This is a genomic window from Deltaproteobacteria bacterium, from assembly GCA_028818775.1.
Lineage (GTDB): Bacteria > Desulfobacterota > Binatia > UBA9968 > JAJDTQ01 > JAJDTQ01.
The window spans coordinates 100,092-115,997 of the sequence record JAPPNE010000084.1 but is presented as its reverse complement, the minus strand read 5'-3'; the positions used below and the strand labels follow the sequence as shown (position 1 = coordinate 115,997).

Genomic DNA, 15,906 nt, shown 5'->3' with positions numbered 1-15,906 from the left:
GGCCCACCAGGGGATGGAGGGCGGACCCAACATCCCCTGGTGGGCCTGACCCGCCATCCCTTACGGGGGCAAATGTTGATCCGTCATTCCCGCGAAAGCGGGAATCCAGGGGTGGAGGGGGCGGGGTTTCGGATGTCAGCCCCAGTACGTGGTGCGGTCTATGGGGATGGCGTCCAGGAGGTCGCCGGGGAGGTAGTCCTCTACGCGGATGCGTGCGAGGGCTTCGTCCGGGCACTTGGATACGGGGGAGAAGGGGCGGTCCAGGGGGCGGGTGGCGTCGATGATCATGGCGGAGGTGCGGATGCCTTCGTCCATGGAGGGGTCGATCAGAGGGCCGCGCATCATGTCGGTGATGAGAGACACCTGGCGGTGGGGCTGGACGCGGGTGGCGAGGGCCCAGAGGATCTCGGTGGGGTTGTAGACGTCGATGTCGTCGTCGAAGATGAACACGTGCTTGCACTGGTCGAAGCTCAGTGCGGCGGCGGCGGCTCGGCCCGGGTCTCCCTCGGACATCTTCTTCATGGCGATGAACACGTTCATGAGGGCGTGGCGCCCGTTCTTGCACACCGCGGTGACGCCGGGCACGGCTTCGCGGCAGCGGCGCAGGTAGGCGCCCTCGCGCGCGAGGTCCATCCAGGGCTTGTCGCCGTCCGGGGTGATCACGGACTGGTGGATGGCGTCCCGGCGGCGGGTGACGGCGCGTACCTCCAGGAAAGCGGCCTGCCGGTAGCCTTGGGGACCCACGTAGCCGTGCACTTCGCCGAAGGGTCCCTCGACCACGCGCTTGCCCGGAATCAGTGCACCCTCGATGACTATCTCCGCGTCGGCGGGCACCAGCAGGCGCTCGCCGAAGGTCTCGGACGGCGTCAGCCTGAGGGGTTCCTGCAGGTAGCCGCCGATGATGTCCAGCTCGTCGGCGTCGAACGGGCCGCGGTAGCAGGCGCCGATGTTGAATGCGGGGTGGTGGCCGGTCACCGCGGCCACCGGGCACTCCTGACCGTTGTCCTCGTAGTCGCGGAAGATGCGCCACAGGTGCTGGAGGGACAGGTAGAAGCCGGTGTGGTTCCGGTCCTTCACCTCCATGCGGTGGTAGGAGACGTTGTACACTCCCGAGCGGCGGTCGATTCCGAGGCTCGGCATATCGATGTAGGGGCCGCCGTCCAGGGCGTGGTGGCGCATCACCGGCAACTCGAACAGGTCCACTTGCGGGCCTCGTTGGACGATTTCCTTGACCGGTGCTTCAGACGGTTCCACGACCACGGGCGCGATGGGGTTGGCTTCCCGGTGCAGACACTCCAGGGCCAGGTCCGCCCGGGTGGTCTCCGGCGGCACCCCCAGGGCGGTCTGGAACTTGCCCATGGAGACTTCGCAGTTCATGGCGAGCCGTACTTCGGATGTGTTCCCGTGAAGGTCTTTCGGACGCTCGAAGAGCAGCACCGGGAACTGCTTGCGCTCGGCCAACTGGGCGATGAGGGCGGAAACGTCGTGGCGCGCGGGGTTCACGGGTCGGGTGACGTGCACGAGTTCCCCGGGGCGCTGGCGCCGCAGGTCGTCGAGGAAAGTGCGCAGGCTCTTGGGCATGGGCGTGTTGGGGGTTCGTCAGCGATGGCATCCGCCGGCGGGGCTGCCCCCTGCGATGGCGAGGCCTTGTCGCCTTCGTCCGGGGACCGGCCCGTGTCGAGCGATCACGAGGTTGCGGCAGCCAGTTTCGGAACCGCTTGCGCGCGCCGCGTGGCCGGACGGCAGGGGTTCGCTGGTATGGCGCCGTGCAGCCGAGGTCGCCATCGGTCTCAGTACAGGATGTCGCCGCCGTCCACCACCAGCGTCTGGCCGGTGACGAAGTCGCTGTCGGAGGCGGCGAGGTAGAGGACGGCGCCGGTGAGGTCTTCGGGCGTCTGCCGGCGCTGGATGGAGCGGGCGCTTACGCGGCTGGCGGACAGCTCCGGGGGCACGGTCTGGCCCTCGTGTTCCACCAGGCCGGGGGCGATGGCGTTGACGCTGATGCCGTGGGCACCCATCTCCCGCGCCATGGAACGGGTCATGCCGATAAGCGCGGACTTGGACGCGACGTAGTGCAGGAAGTTGGGCGTGCCGGCCATCACCGTGTTGGAGGAGATGTTGATGATGCGGCCGCCGCCCTGGTCGCGCATATGCGGGAATACGGCCTTGGCGCACAGGAACACGCCCTTGATGTTCACCGCCGTGACCCGGTCCCATTCCTCCGCGGAGATCTCGTGGAAAGGCCGCCGCTGGATGCTCACGTAGATGGCGGCGTTGTTCACCAGCACGTCGATGCGCCCGAAGGCGTCCATGGCCGTCCTGGCCATGCGCAGGGTGTCGTCCTCCCGGGAGACGTCCACCTCGACGTGCACGGCCTCGCCGCCGGCGTCGCGGATGGCCTGCGCGGTCGCCGCGCCATCGAGCACATCGGCGACGACCACGCGCGCACCTTCCGCCGCCAGCGTCGTGGCATACACCGCGCCGATGTTGCGCGCGCCACCCGTTACGATCGCGACCTTTCCGTCAAGTTGGCTCATGGTACAGCCCTATCCCGCCGCGCTGCTGGCCGCCACACGCTCGTTCATCTCCCGGAGTTGCCGGCGCAGGTCCAGCGGCTCCCACCAGAGCTTCAGGCCCAGGTCCCGGGCGATGGTCTGGGCGGCGTTGTACCCCGGCGCGCCGGTGATGTTGCCGCCGGGGTGGCAGGAGCTGCCGCACAGGTAAAGCCCGGAGATCGGAGTGCGGTAGTGGCCCCAGCCGGGGAAGGGGCGGTTCTCCAGGGCTTGGTCGCCCGTATACTCGCCCACCATCCAGTCGCCCTCGTACATGTTGCGGTCGTGGCGCTCGATGTCCAGCGGGGTGGTGGAGTCGCGCGACAGGATGTTGTCGTCGGTGAGGTTGGGCGCGTACTGGCGCCACACGCCGAGCTGCCGCTCGAACCATTCGGCCCGGACCTTGTCCCAGTTGAGCGGATTGCCCCACAGGTTGTAGGGGGAGAGTTGCCACATGAACGCGGTGGCCTTGCCCGGCGGCGCCTGGGTCGGGTCGTGGTGGGACGGGGTGGCGCCGTTCATGAACGGCTTGCGCGGAAGCTGGCCGGTGCGGCAGTCGTCGAACAGGTTGCGCAGGTCCTCGTAGGTCTCCAGCCCGACGATGTGCATGAAGCTGTCGGCCACCTCGGGATGCTCGTCCTCGGTGATGTAGCGGGGCCGCTCGTTGAGGGCGAGGTTGGTGGCGAAGATGGGGGTGGTCTTGGAGAACTTGAAGGCCGCGGCCTTGGCGCTGAACTCGGCGTCCAGGTTCTCCGCCCCCACCAGCTTGATGAAGGTCTCCACCGGGTTCACGTTGGAGGCGACGAAGCTCCCGGCGTGCACCACCGTGCCGTCCTCCAGCACCACGCCGGTGGCGCGCCCGCCGTCCACCAGGATGCGCTCGACGCCCACGGCCTCGATGTAGTCCACGCCGTTGTGCGACAGCATGTGGGCGAGGTTGTCGCCCAGGGCGTGGGAGGTGCCGCGGCAGAGCTGGGGGTTGACCCCCCAGGCGATCATGGCCGGTACCAGGTACCCGGTGTTGGGCGCGTCCAGCTCGTAGCCGCGCATTACCGCCAGGAAGCCGATGAAGGCCCGCACCCGGGTGTGCTCGAAGTGCTCCAGGATGAACTGCTCGGGCGTGGTGTCGAAGTAGCGCAGGTACTCGCGCCCCTCGGGCAGTCCTTCCAGCAGCGGCCGCTTCTCGCTGATGGGGATGGGCGGGCAGTAGGTCTCCGGGAACACGATGTTCTTCACCACCGGCTGCCAGCGGCTCCAGATATCCCGGAAGCTCGCGGCGTCCTTCGGGGAAAATTGCTCGATGGTGGCGATGGTGCGCTCCACGTCGGCGAACCAGCCCAGGTAGGTGCGGTCGAGGAAGTGCTGCACCACGCCCGGGTCGGGCTTGTAGTAGTGGATGCCCATGCGTTCCATCTCCAGGTCCTGGAACCACGGCAGCATCATCAGCCCGCGGTGGAACACCGAGTGGATGTTGTGCCAGAACCCGGGGTAGTTGCGGTCCTCGTGGGAGTCGAGTCCGCCGCCCACCTCCATGTTCTTCTCGACCACGAGGATCTTCTGCCCGGACTTGCCCAGGTAGCCGGCGCAGATCATGCCGTTATGGCCCGCGCCGATCACCACGCCATCGTAGTGCATTACCTTCGCCATGGTTCACCCGCCTTCGTGCTACCCTTCCTTCAATTCCCCAGGCCCAGGTCCTCGCGCAGCACGCTCCAGGCGGCCCGGCCGGAGCCGGCGATGACAGCGTCCGCGGGATGCGTGGCCGCGCCCACCTGGTAGAGGCCCTGGATGGGGGTGCGGTATTGCGCCAGTTGTGGAATGGGACGATTCAGGCCCATCTGGTCCGGCGTCTTCCGGGCCACCCACACCGAGCCACGGCGCATGTTTTGCCAGCGCCCCGCCAGGTAGCACGGGTCCATGGGCACCTTCATCACGATGTTGTCGTCGGTGAGGTTGGTGGCGACTTCGCGCAGCGTCGACAACACCTGCTCCATGAAACCGTTCTTGAGACGGACCCAGTCCTCGGGCTGGTGGCCCTTGATCTGGTAGGGGACCGGCATGAACACGGACGCCGTGTGCTTGGCCGGCGGCGCCTGCAGTGCGTCAAACCAGGTGGGGCAGGTGATGTGCAGGCATGGGTGTTCCGGGAACTCGCCGGCGCGGATCTCGCGCCACATGGCCCGGAGGTCCTCGACGGAGCGCGGGCCGTAGTTGACGTTCATGGCCTGGCCCACGAACCCGTCCGCGGCCTCGTGCACGGCGAAGCGCAAGGGCGCCTTGAGCGCGAAATGCACCTGGAAGTAGGAGAACTCGTCGGGCTCGATGGCGCGCACGGCCTGCGAGAAACCGCCGTCCAGGTGCTCTTCGCCCACCATGTCGATCAAGGTGCCATACGGGTCCACGTTGGACACCACCGCCCGGCGCGCCTTCCACTCGCGCCCGTCGCGCAACCGTACGCCCACCGCGCGGCCGTTCTCCACCAGGATCTTGTCCACGTGGTGCAGCGCGCGGATCTGCCCGCCGTGCATCACGTAGGCGCGCTGCAGCACTTGGGCGATGGAGTGGGAGCCGCCGCGCGCAAGCTGCGGCCGCTCGTCGCCGGCGATAAGAGCCAGCACCTCGCGCCCGCCGCCCGCGTAGTCCAGCGCCCAGCCGCGCGGGATCGCCATCTGCGACAGCACCAGGGTGCGCACGGCCTCGTTCTCGAAGAGCTGTTCCGCCGCTTCCGCGGCGCTCATGGGCGCGAGGCGCAGGAAGTCGGCTCCCGCGGGGTCCGCGGCGATGCGCTCCTCCAGTGCGCCCGGCGCCTCGGGCGGAGCATAGTACGACGGGATCACGATGTCCCGGACGATGCCGCCAAACCTCTCGCGCGCGTCCTTCCACGCGGCGCGATCCGCGGCGGAGTGGTGAGCCAGCGACGCCAGCGTACCGTCCAGATCCTGGTGGTGGGAGACCGAGGCGCCGCCCGGCAGCAGCAGGGTGCTGATGACCGGCGGGGTCACGAACTCCGCGTGGTGGCCGTTCTCCCAGTCGAGCTCCCGCCACACCGGCGAGACCTCGCGGTTGTCCTGGAAGTAGGCAAGGCTGTTGTGCCAGTAGCCGGGCAGGGTGATCTCCTCGGAGAAGAGCCGCCCGCCGTTCTCCAGCCGGCTCTCGCAGATGACCGTCTCAAGGCCGGCCATGCCCAGGTAGGTGCCCAGCGCGAAGTTGTTCTGCCCTGCGCCGATGAGGATGACGTCCCAGTTTTCGTCTACGGCCATGAATGAGATCCTCGATATTTTCTTGGTGTGCTCGGACCCACTTGGTCGTCATTCCTCTGCAACATGAATCCTCCCCGTCCTCAGACCAATTTGGCCGCCGCCTGTTCCAGCGCTCGGCGCACGAACACCGCCGCCAGCTCGCGCTTGTAGTCGGACGAGCCGCGCACGTCCTCGATGGGGTCGGCTGCGTCGGCGGCCGCGGCGCCGGCTTCCTCAAGCCGCGCTGGGGTGATGTCTCGGCCGCGCAGCATGTCCTCGGCGGCGCGGGCGCGGAAGATGGTGGGGGCCACGGAGTTCAAGGCGATGCGCACGTCGTCGCAACGGCTGCCCTCGCCGGTCATGGTGACGGCCACGCCCACGGTGGCGAAGTCCTCTTCGCTGCGCGGGGTGAACTTGATGTGGGACCATACCGGTCCGGCCGGCGGCGGTACGTGGATGGAGGTGAGGATCTCGTCGGGCTCCAGCGCGGTCTCGTAGTAGTCGACGAAGAAGTCCTCCACCGACAGCGTGCGCTCGCCGCGGCTGCTGTGCAGCGTCACCTCGGCGTCCAGGGCCATGAAGCTTGCGCCGGGGTCGGTCATGGGATCGCCGTGGCTGAGGTTGCCGCCCACCGTGGCCATCAGGCGGATGCGCGGCTGCGCCACCTTGTAGAAGGTCTCCCGCAGCAGAGGATAGTGCTCCTGAACCTCCGGGCACAGTTCCAGGTCCCGGTGCTTCACGCCGGCGCCGATGCGCAGGCCGCCGGCCGGGTCGTAGCTGATGCCGTCGAGTCCGGGCACGTTCTCCAGGTCGATGACGTACCCGGGGCTCAACAGGCCCATGCGCAGCCACATCACCAGGGCGGTGCCGCCCGCCAGGAGCTTGGCATCGCCCTCGTGCTCGTGAAGCAGCGCGCAGGCCTCGTCGAGGCTCGTGGGCGCAAGGTATTCGAACTTGGCTCGCATCTGTTCAGCTCCCGTTCTTCTTTTCCTGCAGGGCGCGCAGCACCTTTTCCGCGGTGATGGGGAGCGTCTTGATGCGCACCCCCACGGCGTCGTAGATGGCGTTGCTGATGATGGCCGCCACCGGGTCCATGCCCAGCTCGCCGAGGCCCTTGGCCCCGAACGGGCCCGTGGGCTCGTAGGAATCGGCGAACTCGTGCACCAGGTCGGGCATGTCGCGCATGGACGCGAGCCGGTAGTCGCTGAAGTTGGGGTTGATGGGGCGGCCTTCTTCCATGCGGATGCCTTCGATGAGCGCGTAGCCCAGCCCCTGGGCGATGGAGCCTTCCACCTGGCCTTCGGCGCCGATGGGGTAGATCACCGTGCCGCAGTCCGATGCCACCGCGTACTGGATCACCTTGACGTGGCCGGTGTCCGGGTCCACCTCCACCTCCGCCGCCTGGCAGCCGAAATTGTAGGCGCCGGACTCGTTGCCGTAGCGCAGGGCGTCCTGGGTGACCGAGTCGGCGTCGAAGCTGCCCGATGCCACCACGGGCGCGCCGCCGCGCCGGAACTGCCGTCCCCGCACCACGTCCGCCACGCTGATGGAGCGCTGCTCGGCGCCCCTGACGAAGATGAAGCCGTCCCGCGACACCAGGTCGGAAGGGTCGCATTCCAGCATCTCGGACGCGGTGTCGAACAGGATCTCCTTGACCGCGGTGGCGGCGTTCTTCACCGCGTTGCCGGCGACGTAGGTGAGCCGGCTGGCGTAGTTGCCGAGGCAGAAGGTGGTGAGGTCGGTGTCGGCCTCGGAGATGGCCACGTCGGAGAAGGGGATGCCCAGCTCCTCTGCGGCGATCTGGCACATGGCGGTCCAGTGCCCCTGCCCGGTCTCCCCCTCGCCGCTCAGGATGAAGGCCTTGCCGTCCTCGTTCATCTTGATGGTGGCGGAACTGCCGTCGTAGTCGCCGAAGTGTCGCTTGCCGCTCACGTGCACGGTGCAGCCCATGCCCAGCCCGCGGTTGGGCTTGCGGGCGGCGCGCTTCTCCTTCCAGCCGATCATGCGCTCGGTGCGGTCGATGCACTGCTTGAGCTCGCAGCTTATGACCCGGTTGCCGTGGGGCGAGACATAGCCTTCGTCGGCGGCGTTGAGGCGCGCCATCTCGAACGGGTCCATGCCCAGCTCGTCGGCGGCGATGTCCATCATCTGCTCCACCGAGAACTCCGCCGACGGGTTGCCGAAGCCCCGGAAGGCGCCGGTGGGAATCTTGTTGGTGTAGACCAGGTAGGCCTCGGAGCGGACGTCGGAGTACTTGTAGCAGGTGTCGTGGCGCAGCGCCGCCACGCCGGTGATGGCCGGCGCCTTGCCGCTGTAGGCGCCGTTGTCGGCGATGATGCGCATGTGCTTGGCGCGGATGCGGCCGTCCTTCTTGAAGCCCATGCGCATCCACACCTTCATGTTCACCCGGGGACGGCTTCCGGCGAGGAACTCCTCCTCCCGTGTGTTGATGATCTTCACCGGGCGGCGCGCCTTGCGCGCCAGGATGGCGGCCACCATGGCGTTGTTGTCGTCGCAGGACTTGCCGCCGAAGCCGCCGCCCACCGCGGTCTGGATGACGCGCACGTCGGCCTCGCGCACGCCCAGGGCCGTGGCCAGGCGCATGCGCGCCATGAACAGGGTCTGGGTGTTCATGTAGACCGTGTACTTGCCGTTGGCCGAGTAGTCCGCGACGCTGCCGATGGTCTCGATGGCCGAGTGCCACTGGGGCACGCTCTCGAAGCTGTCCTCGATGACCAGGTCCGAGTCCTTGAAGGCGGCGTCGATGTCGCCCCGCACCACGTCGATGGTGAGGGCGATGTTGTTCTCCTTCTCCTCGTGGATCAGGGGCGCGTCCGGCTGCATGGCCTCCGCGGCGTCGAACACCGCGGGCAGCTCCTCCCAGTCGATGTCGATGAGCTCCAGCGCCTCCTCCGCGGTGTCGCGGTCGATGGCGGCCACCGCGGCCACCTCCTCGCCCACGTACCGCGCCTTGCCCACGGACAGGGGATACTGGTCGGGAAAGAAGACGCCCCATCCCTTCTTGATGGTGTCCTCGGCGGTGACCACGGCCTTCACGCCGCGGAGCTTCTCCGCCCGGCTGGTGTCGATGTTGCGGATGCGGGCATGGGGCAGGGGGCTCCTCAGGATCCGGCCCGTCAGCATCCCCGGCAGGAAAACGTCGGCGACGTAAGCCGCGCTGCCGGTCACCTTGTCATGGCCCTCGAAGCGGTCCACGTTCTGCCCGAGTACCGCGAAGTTTTCTGCCTTGCTCATGTTCCCCCCAAAAGGACGGCGGCCGTTATCCCGAAAAACCGCGTGACCGGCCGCTAGTCGGACGTGTCGCTCTTGTAGGTGTCCGACTGGTAGAGGCTCTGGATCCTGGCCTGGCGTACGGCTTCGTCGCGGCGGCCTTCGTCCACTCTCCCTTCCACCACCGCCATGACCGACTCCAGGATCTTGTAATAGCCGGTGCAGCGGCAAAGGTTGGCCGACATCCACTCCTTCACCTGATCGGTGGTCGGGTTCGGATTGTGGTCGAGCAGTGCCTTGGCGGCCATGATCTGCCCCGGCGTGCAGATGCCGCACTGGAAGCCGCCGTACTGCACGAAGGCGCGTTGGAGCGGGTGCAGCTCGCCGTCCCGGGCCAGCCCTTCGATGGTCTCGATCTTCTTGCCTTCGCAGGCCGCGGCCAGCGTCAGGCACGCACTCACCAGCCGCCCGTCCACGATGACGCTGCACGCGCCGCACACGCCGATGCTGCAGCCCTCCTTGGTGCCGGTGAGGCCCACCTCCTCGCGCAACGCGTCCAGCAGCAGGCGGTTGGGCTCGATCTCGACATCGTGCTCCTCGCCGTTGACGTTCAGTACCATTTCTCTTTTCATCGTTGACCTCGAATTTGCGGGCCTGCGTTCGCGGGCGCGTTGGAAGCCCGTCTCCGCCCCGGCCGTAGTGCTCCGGGATGGATCGGCGCGGCGTTTCCCTTACACCGACCGCCCCGCGTGCGTTTTGCCCCATTCCAGCCGGATGGACTTGAGGGTCTGTCCCTCGCCGACGCTGACGCGCGTGCTCTCGAGCTTTTCGCCCACCTTCTCGTAATCGCCCTCGGCCGCCATGCGCGCTTCCTCGTCCAGCTCGTCGGGCCAAAGCCCCATGAGGTAGCCGTGCCACGGCTCCTTGAGCTGCAGTTCGGGCAAATCGAGCTCCTTCCACAGCTCCACCGCCCGCTCCATGTAGGGCTTCTTGGGCAGCGACAGCGGCGGCAGGTCGGCCTTGCGGGTAGCGTCGATCAGAAGCGCCGAGTCGGTGCCGTCGTAGCGGCTCGACGGGTGGCTCACCACCATGCCGATGGGAGTAGCGCCGAAGGGGCGGTCGGGGACGATGGTCACGTCCTTGTGCGGCTGGCAGCGGTGCGTGATGGCCCAGGTCACGGCCACGGGGTCGTTGACGTTGATGTCCTCGTCCACCGCCACGATGAACTTGCCCACCCGGTCGCCGTACTGCAATACGGCGTCCATGACACGCCGGGGCTCGCCGTCGTCCTTCTTGTCCATGCGCACGGCGACGTAGGGCCGCATGTTGACCAGTTCCTCCATCATGTAGACTTCCTTCACGGACTCGAAGCCTTTGCCCGTGAGGTAGCGGTGCACCAGGGTGCTCATGCCCATGGCCTTGATCTTGGAGCTCTCGCTGGGCGTCACCTGGCTGATGATGGACACCCAGATGGGATTCTTCCGGTGCGTGACGCAGGTCAGTTCCATCACCGGGCCGATGGTCCGGGGGTCGACGTAGCCCATGGACTCGCCGAAGGGGCCTTCCTCTTCCAGGTAGCTGGTGGGGATGATGCCTTCCAACACCACTTCCGAGGTGGCCGGCACCTCCAGGTCCACGGTCTGGCACTTGACGAGTTGGACGGGGGAGCGGGCCAAGCCGCCGGCCAGGGCCAACTCGTCCATGTCGGGGGGCACTTTCTGGGTGGCGGTGTACGAGGCCGCCGGCACCGTGCCCACGGCGATGGCCACCTCCAGCGGGATGCCCCGCTGCCGGCACTTCTCCCAGTGGGCCGACAGGTCCTGAGGCGTGCCCGAATTGGCGCCGCAGCGGAGCGGCGATTTCACCAGCCCACGGTAGTTGCCGACGTTGCGCGCGCCTGTCTCCGGGTCCTTGGTGATCCAGTGGCCCGCGGTGATGTACGGGCCGTTGTCGAATCCCGGTGTGGAGATGGGGATGGGGAAGCGGGCGAAGCCGCCGCTGGCGGCCAGGTCGCCGCCCTTGTGGATCACCTCCTGGACCGGGCCGTGGGGCACCATTACCGGCGGGATCGGGTTCTCCATGGCCTCGATCCACCGGTCCGGCACCTCTTCCGGCCGGCACTGGAGGCCCAGGCTGTAGATGGCGGTGGAGCCCGAAAGCCCGCCCACCAGCACCGAGGCGTCGTAGCGGCGGCCCTTCGAATCCGTCACGTTCTCGAACAGGAACGCCCTGCGCTGCTCGTCGGGCAGTCCGCGGAACTGCAGGCGCACCAGCGGCTGCAACTCGGTGTCCTTGTTGACTTCCCGGGTGATGCGAATGAGCTTGCCGGCCTCCTCCAGCACGCCGATGAACTCCCGCAAATCCTCGTAGGGTGTTTGGTTGGTCATGGGGTGACGATGTAAGCATTTTTGCCTACTTCCGCAACCCTGAGGCGGGAAAACGGTGCCCGGAGACCGGTTCATTTTGCAAATTCCCCGGCGTGACGTAAGATGACCTGAAATGGCTCTTTGCATCACCAACACCATGAGCGGGAAAAAAGAGCCGTTCGTACCGCTCACGCCGGGCACGGTGAACATGTACGTGTGCGGCGTCACCGTCTACGACCAGTGCCACATCGGCCACGCCCGCGCCCTCCTGACCTTCGACGTCATCCACCGCTACCTGCGCTTCCTGGGCTTCGACTGCCGTTTCGTGCGCAACTTCACCGACGTCGACGACAAGATCATCAACCGGGCGAACGAGGAGGGGATCGCGCCCGAGGCGCTGGCGCAGCGCTACATCGACGAGTTCCACCGGGACGCGGCCGCCCTGGGCCTCGCGGAACCGACCGTGGAGCCCCGCGCCACGGAGCATATCGACGGGATGATCGCGCTCATCGCCGCGCTCGTGGAACGCGGTCACGCCTATGCGGTGGCCGGCGACGTCTATTTCGCGGTGGAGAGCTTCCCGGAATACGGCCGGCTGTCGAGCCGGAGCCTCGACGAGATGACCGCGGGCGCGCGTGTCGAGGTGGACGACCGCAAGCGCCATCCCATGGACTTCGCCCTGTGGAAGGCGAGCAAGAAGGGCGAGCCCTTTTGGGACAGCCCGTGGGGCAGGGGACGGCCGGGCTGGCACATCGAGTGCTCGGTCATGAGCACGCGGTACCTGGGTCAACCCTTCGACATTCACGGAGGCGGACAGGACCTCGTCTTCCCCCACCACGAGAACGAGATCGCCCAATCCGAATGCGGCACCGGCAAGCCTTTCGCGCGCTACTGGATCCACAACGGTTTCGTCCAGTTGGCCAAGGAGAAGATGTCCAAGTCGGTGGGCAACATCCTCAGTATCAAGGAGGTGCTGGAGCGCTTCGATCCCGTGGCGCTGCGCCTCTACATGCTGACAACCCACTACCGCAACCCCATCGAGTTCTCCGAGGAAGGCCTGACCGAGGCCCAGCGCACGGTGGCGCGGTTGTACGAGACCGCGAGCCGGGCGGAGCGCCTCATCGGCCCGTCTGCCGACGGCGCGGCCGAGTCCGGCCCCCTGGACGACTTCCGCGGCGAGATGGACGACGACTTCAACACGCCTCGGGCCCTGGCGGTGGTGTTCGAGGAGCTTCGGGCGGTGAACCGGCTGCTGGACCAGGGCCACACGCGCGCGCTGGACGGAAGGCGCAACGGGCTCCGGGCCATGACCGAAGCCCTCGGACTCATGCAGGCGCCGCCCGAGCGTTTTCTGGAAGAACGGCGCCGGAGCGGGCTCACGCGGCTGGACCTGTCGGAGGACGAGATCTCGCGGATGATCGAAGAGCGCAACGCCGCCCGACGCGTGAAGGACTGGGGGCAGGCCGACGGCATCCGTGACGCGTTGAAGGAGAAGGGCGTTCTGCTGAGGGACGGTCCCTCCGGCACGACCTGGGAACTGGCGGAATGAGGCTTCGGCTTGTTCCGGAAAATACCGGTTGACGTGGCTCAAGGCATGGCTCGAAGGCGAAGAGGTTGGATGTCCCTGCCGAGAAGAAACATGGGCCTTCTGGGGGCCGTTGCCGTGCTGGTGCTGGTGATCCTGGGGGGCATCCTGCTGGTCCGACAACTGGAATGGTACGCGCCACGGATCGACGTCCATCTCGAACGGGAGACCCTCGGCCGCCGGGCCTTCGCGGTGAAGGTGGGCGACCGCGGCACCGGCCTCTCCCACGTCTCCATCGACGTGGTCTCCGCCGGCGTGTCCACCCCCATCCACTCCCGACAGTTCTCGACCGCCGTGCACTCCACCGATATCCCCGTGCAGCTCGATCCGGGCACGTACAAGTTGAAAGACGGCCCCGGCGTCTTGAAAGTGACCGCCGCGGACCGTTCGTACTGGCGTTTCCTGCGCGGCAACGAGACCATCCTGGAGAAACAGGTCACTCTGGACTTCAAGCCTCCCACCGTGGAGATCACCGGCAACGACCGGTACGTCACCCAGGGCGGCACCGGCCTGGTGACCTACACGGCGTCGCGCGACACGAAACGAACCGGGGTCAGGGTCGCGGGGTACTTCTTCCCGGCCTACAAGAACCCACTCGCGGATGACGGTGAGTACCTGGCCTTCTTCTCGCACCCCTACGACGTCCCGGTGGGGGCGCGCGCGTTGGTCGTGGCCGAGGACCATGCCGGCAACAGGTGGGAGTCGCCGCTCAGGTACAATGCCCGGGCTCTCAAGTACCGGTCGGTGAGGGTGCCGGTGTCCGACGACTTCATCCAGCGCAAGATCGTGCCGCTGATGGGCGATACCGGCGGCTCGGGTGGCGGCGCCCGGGAACAGTTCGTGAGCGTGAACCGCCACCTGCGGCAGGTAAACGAGGACACGATTCGCGAAACGTGCCAGCGCTCCGCGCCGAAAAAGCTCTGGAACGGACGTTTCGCGCAGCTCGCCAATTCCTCGGTCCAGGCCAACTTCGCCGATCGCCGCTCCTACTACTACCGCGACGAGAAGATTGACGAGGCGCGCCACCTGGGATACGACTTGGCGGTCACCCGGCGCTATCCCGTGGGAGCGGCCAACAGCGGCGCCGTCGTGTTCGCCGGGCCGCTGGGGATCTACGGCAACACCGTAATCATCGACCACGGCTTGGGACTGTGCAGCCTCTACTCCCATCTGAGTTCCATTGCCGTCGCGTCCGGGCAGACGGTGAAGAAGGGCACGAGGATCGGCCGCACCGGTGAGACCGGGCTCGCCGTCGGGGACCACCTGCACTACGGCGTCTACATCCACGGGGTGGCGGTGCTGCCGTTGGAATGGTGGGACGCGAAATGGATTCGGGACAACGTCGCGCACAAGCTGAAACCTCCGGCCAAGCGGGAGGAATCACGCGCGACGGCCGACCGGGTCCGCGGCGACGCCTGAGCGCGGGCGATGCTCAAGGTCGTTGCCGGAATTCTCCACCAAGATGACCGGTTCCTCGTGTGCCAGCGGCGCGGCGACGGCCCGTTCCCGCACAAGTGGGAGTTTCCGGGCGGCAAGATCGAGTCGGGGGAGGGGGCACGGGAGGCTCTCCGGAGGGAGCTCAAGGAGGAACTGGACATCACGGTGGAACAGGCCAGCGAGGTTTTTCGACACACCCACGCCTATGCCGACGGCACGCGCGTGGAGCTGGTTTTCTTCGATGTGCGCGCCTACCGCGGAACCCCGCGTAATCGGGTGTTCGAGCGTATCGCGTGGGTGGCCGCGGGCGAGCTGCAAGACGTAGACTTTTTGGAAGGAGACCTGCCGCTGGTACAAGCCTTGTCCGGCGGCGGGCTCGTGCCGGAACGGAGAGAGGAGTCGACATGATCCTGGTATTGCGTCCGGAAGACATCGACGGCCTGATCACCATGAAGGAAGCCGTCGACCTGGTGAGGGAGGGGTTCGCGCAGTGGGATCGGAATCCCGACATCAGCATGGTGCGCCGTCGCACGCACATGCCGTCCAACGTGCGCGTCAGCGTCCATCAGGGGGGTCTGCCCGAGGTCGGGGTCACCGGCCTCATGACCCACTGCGAGTGGACCAAGAATCCGGTCCGCGGAGCGCATTCCATCGAGGCGTTTCCCGTGCGCGGTCGTCCCACGCAGGTGCTTTTCGATTCCGAGACCGGAGAGTTGCGCTGCCTCATCATCGGCGAGCCCAGGCCGCGCGAGCTGTCCCTGAGCGGGGTTTCCGCCTTGCGCACCGCCGCCAACAGCGCGGTGGGCACGGACCTTCTGGCGCGCAAGGACGCCGGCACCATCGGCATGCTGGGATCGCAGAATCAGGCCAAGTACCACCTGCTCGCGTTGCGCGAAATACGCAACATCAGCAGCGTCAAGGTGTTCAGCCCTAACCCGGAGCACCGCAAGGAATTCGCCGATGAGATGGGCGACCTCACGGGACTGGAGATCCGCCCGGTGGACAGCGCCCGGGAGGCGGTCAAGGACGTCGACATGGTCATCGCCGCCACCAGTTCCAACGTCCCGGTGCTGGACGGCCGCTGGCTGGAGCCCGGCGTTCACCTGACCTCCATCGTGCTCAGCAACATCGGCCTGATGCGCGGCGGTTTCGTCCCCAAGATGCGCCAGGAACTGGACGACGAAAGCATGCGGCGCGCGGACGTCATCGGCGTCAACTCCCGCCAGACCATCGAGGTGGACCAGCCCGGCGACTTCATGGAGCGGCTCGAAAAGGGCATCATCTCCTGGGACAAAATCGTCGAAGCGGGCGAGATCCTGAACGGCGTCAAGCCGGGGCGCACGGACGATAGCCAGATCACCCTGTTCAAGAACACCGGCGGGGTGGGGATCTCGGACGTGGCCATCGGCGGCAAGCTGTACCAGTTGGCGCGCGAACGCGGCCTGGGCATCGAGCTGCCCATCGACGGCGCCGAATGGCGCGAGCCGCTCTAGTGC

Annotated in this window: 11 protein-coding genes and 1 pseudogene; 4 read left to right on the top strand and 8 right to left on the bottom strand. The window is 67.1% G+C overall.

All coding sequences use genetic code 11. The features are described from left to right. Positions 1 to 135: 135 nt before the first annotated feature. The 8 genes and pseudogenes from OXU42_10325 to OXU42_10290 all read right to left on the bottom strand — a co-directional run bounded on the left by OXU42_10325 (position 136) and on the right by OXU42_10290 (position 11,409). The gene (locus OXU42_10325; protein ID MDE0029780.1) at positions 136 to 1,581 is read right to left on the bottom strand and encodes a UbiD family decarboxylase; all 1,446 of its coding nucleotides are present in this window, start codon (positions 1,579 to 1,581) and stop codon (positions 136 to 138) included. Between the two features lie 209 nt (positions 1,582 to 1,790). Next, positions 1,791 to 2,537, bottom strand: coding sequence for an SDR family oxidoreductase (locus tag OXU42_10320; protein ID MDE0029779.1), 747 nt, complete (start codon positions 2,535 to 2,537; stop codon positions 1,791 to 1,793). Between the two features lie 9 nt (positions 2,538 to 2,546). Then, positions 2,547 to 4,199: an NAD(P)/FAD-dependent oxidoreductase gene (locus OXU42_10315; protein ID MDE0029778.1), complete on the bottom strand. Its 1,653-nt coding sequence runs from the start codon at positions 4,197 to 4,199 to the stop codon at positions 2,547 to 2,549. Positions 4,200 to 4,228: 29 nt separating this feature from the next. After that, a complete protein-coding gene (locus tag OXU42_10310; GenBank protein MDE0029777.1) occupies positions 4,229 to 5,812 on the bottom strand; it encodes an NAD(P)/FAD-dependent oxidoreductase in 1,584 nt (527 codons plus the stop codon). An 80-nt stretch (positions 5,813 to 5,892) separates the two neighbouring features. Continuing rightward, positions 5,893 to 6,756, bottom strand: coding sequence for a xanthine dehydrogenase family protein subunit M (locus tag OXU42_10305; GenBank protein ID MDE0029776.1), 864 nt, complete (start codon positions 6,754 to 6,756; stop codon positions 5,893 to 5,895). 4 nt (positions 6,757 to 6,760) lie between these two features. Beyond that, positions 6,761 to 9,046 (bottom strand): xanthine dehydrogenase family protein molybdopterin-binding subunit, encoded by a 2,286-nt coding sequence (locus tag OXU42_10300; protein ID MDE0029775.1) that lies wholly within the window; start codon positions 9,044 to 9,046, stop codon positions 6,761 to 6,763. Between the two features lie 161 nt (positions 9,047 to 9,207). Then, a pseudogene (locus tag OXU42_10295) lies at positions 9,208 to 9,654 on the bottom strand ((2Fe-2S)-binding protein). Between the two features lie 99 nt (positions 9,655 to 9,753). After that, positions 9,754 to 11,409 carry a UbiD family decarboxylase gene (locus tag OXU42_10290; GenBank protein MDE0029774.1) on the bottom strand — a complete coding sequence of 552 codons (1,656 nt, stop codon included), beginning with the start codon at positions 11,407 to 11,409 and terminating at the stop codon, positions 9,754 to 9,756. A 112-nt stretch (positions 11,410 to 11,521) separates the two neighbouring features. Between OXU42_10290 and cysS the strand changes: the two genes are divergently transcribed. The 4 genes from cysS (at position 11,522) to OXU42_10270 (ending at position 15,903) form a co-directional block, all read left to right on the top strand. Further along, positions 11,522 to 12,937 (top strand): cysteine--tRNA ligase, encoded by a 1,416-nt coding sequence (gene cysS / locus OXU42_10285; protein MDE0029773.1) that lies wholly within the window; start codon positions 11,522 to 11,524, stop codon positions 12,935 to 12,937. 90 nt (positions 12,938 to 13,027) lie between these two features. Continuing rightward, positions 13,028 to 14,392 (top strand): M23 family metallopeptidase, encoded by a 1,365-nt coding sequence (locus OXU42_10280; protein ID MDE0029772.1) that lies wholly within the window; start codon positions 13,028 to 13,030, stop codon positions 14,390 to 14,392. A gap of 9 nt (positions 14,393 to 14,401) precedes the next feature. Beyond that, positions 14,402 to 14,818, top strand: a complete 417-nt coding sequence (locus OXU42_10275; GenBank protein ID MDE0029771.1) for a (deoxy)nucleoside triphosphate pyrophosphohydrolase — start codon at positions 14,402 to 14,404, stop codon at positions 14,816 to 14,818. Next, a complete protein-coding gene (locus tag OXU42_10270; protein ID MDE0029770.1) occupies positions 14,815 to 15,903 on the top strand; it encodes an ornithine cyclodeaminase family protein in 1,089 nt (362 codons plus the stop codon). Before OXU42_10275 ends, OXU42_10270 begins: the two co-directional genes overlap by 4 nt. Positions 15,904 to 15,906 lie beyond the last annotated feature (3 nt).

Bases quoted from the DNA above. Each gene is read 5' to 3' on its own strand.
- OXU42_10305 (MDE0029776.1), bottom strand. From the start codon at position 6,756: ATGCGAGCCAAGTTCGAATACCTTGCGCCCACGAGCCTCGACGAGGCC.
- OXU42_10315 (MDE0029778.1), bottom strand. From the start codon at position 4,199: ATGGCGAAGGTAATGCACTACGATGGCGTGGTGATCGGCGCGGGCCAT.
- cysS (MDE0029773.1), top strand. From the start codon at position 11,522: ATGGCTCTTTGCATCACCAACACCATGAGCGGGAAAAAAGAGCCGTTC.
- OXU42_10320 (MDE0029779.1), bottom strand. From the start codon at position 2,537: ATGAGCCAACTTGACGGAAAGGTCGCGATCGTAACGGGTGGCGCGCGC.
- OXU42_10280 (MDE0029772.1), top strand. From the start codon at position 13,028: ATGGGCCTTCTGGGGGCCGTTGCCGTGCTGGTGCTGGTGATCCTGGGG.
- OXU42_10310 (MDE0029777.1), bottom strand. From the start codon at position 5,812: ATGGCCGTAGACGAAAACTGGGACGTCATCCTCATCGGCGCAGGGCAG.
- OXU42_10275 (MDE0029771.1), top strand. From the start codon at position 14,402: ATGCTCAAGGTCGTTGCCGGAATTCTCCACCAAGATGACCGGTTCCTC.
- OXU42_10270 (MDE0029770.1), top strand. From the start codon at position 14,815: ATGATCCTGGTATTGCGTCCGGAAGACATCGACGGCCTGATCACCATG.
- OXU42_10325 (MDE0029780.1), bottom strand. From the start codon at position 1,581: ATGCCCAAGAGCCTGCGCACTTTCCTCGACGACCTGCGGCGCCAGCGC.
- OXU42_10300 (MDE0029775.1), bottom strand. From the start codon at position 9,046: ATGAGCAAGGCAGAAAACTTCGCGGTACTCGGGCAGAACGTGGACCGC.
- OXU42_10290 (MDE0029774.1), bottom strand. From the start codon at position 11,409: ATGACCAACCAAACACCCTACGAGGATTTGCGGGAGTTCATCGGCGTG.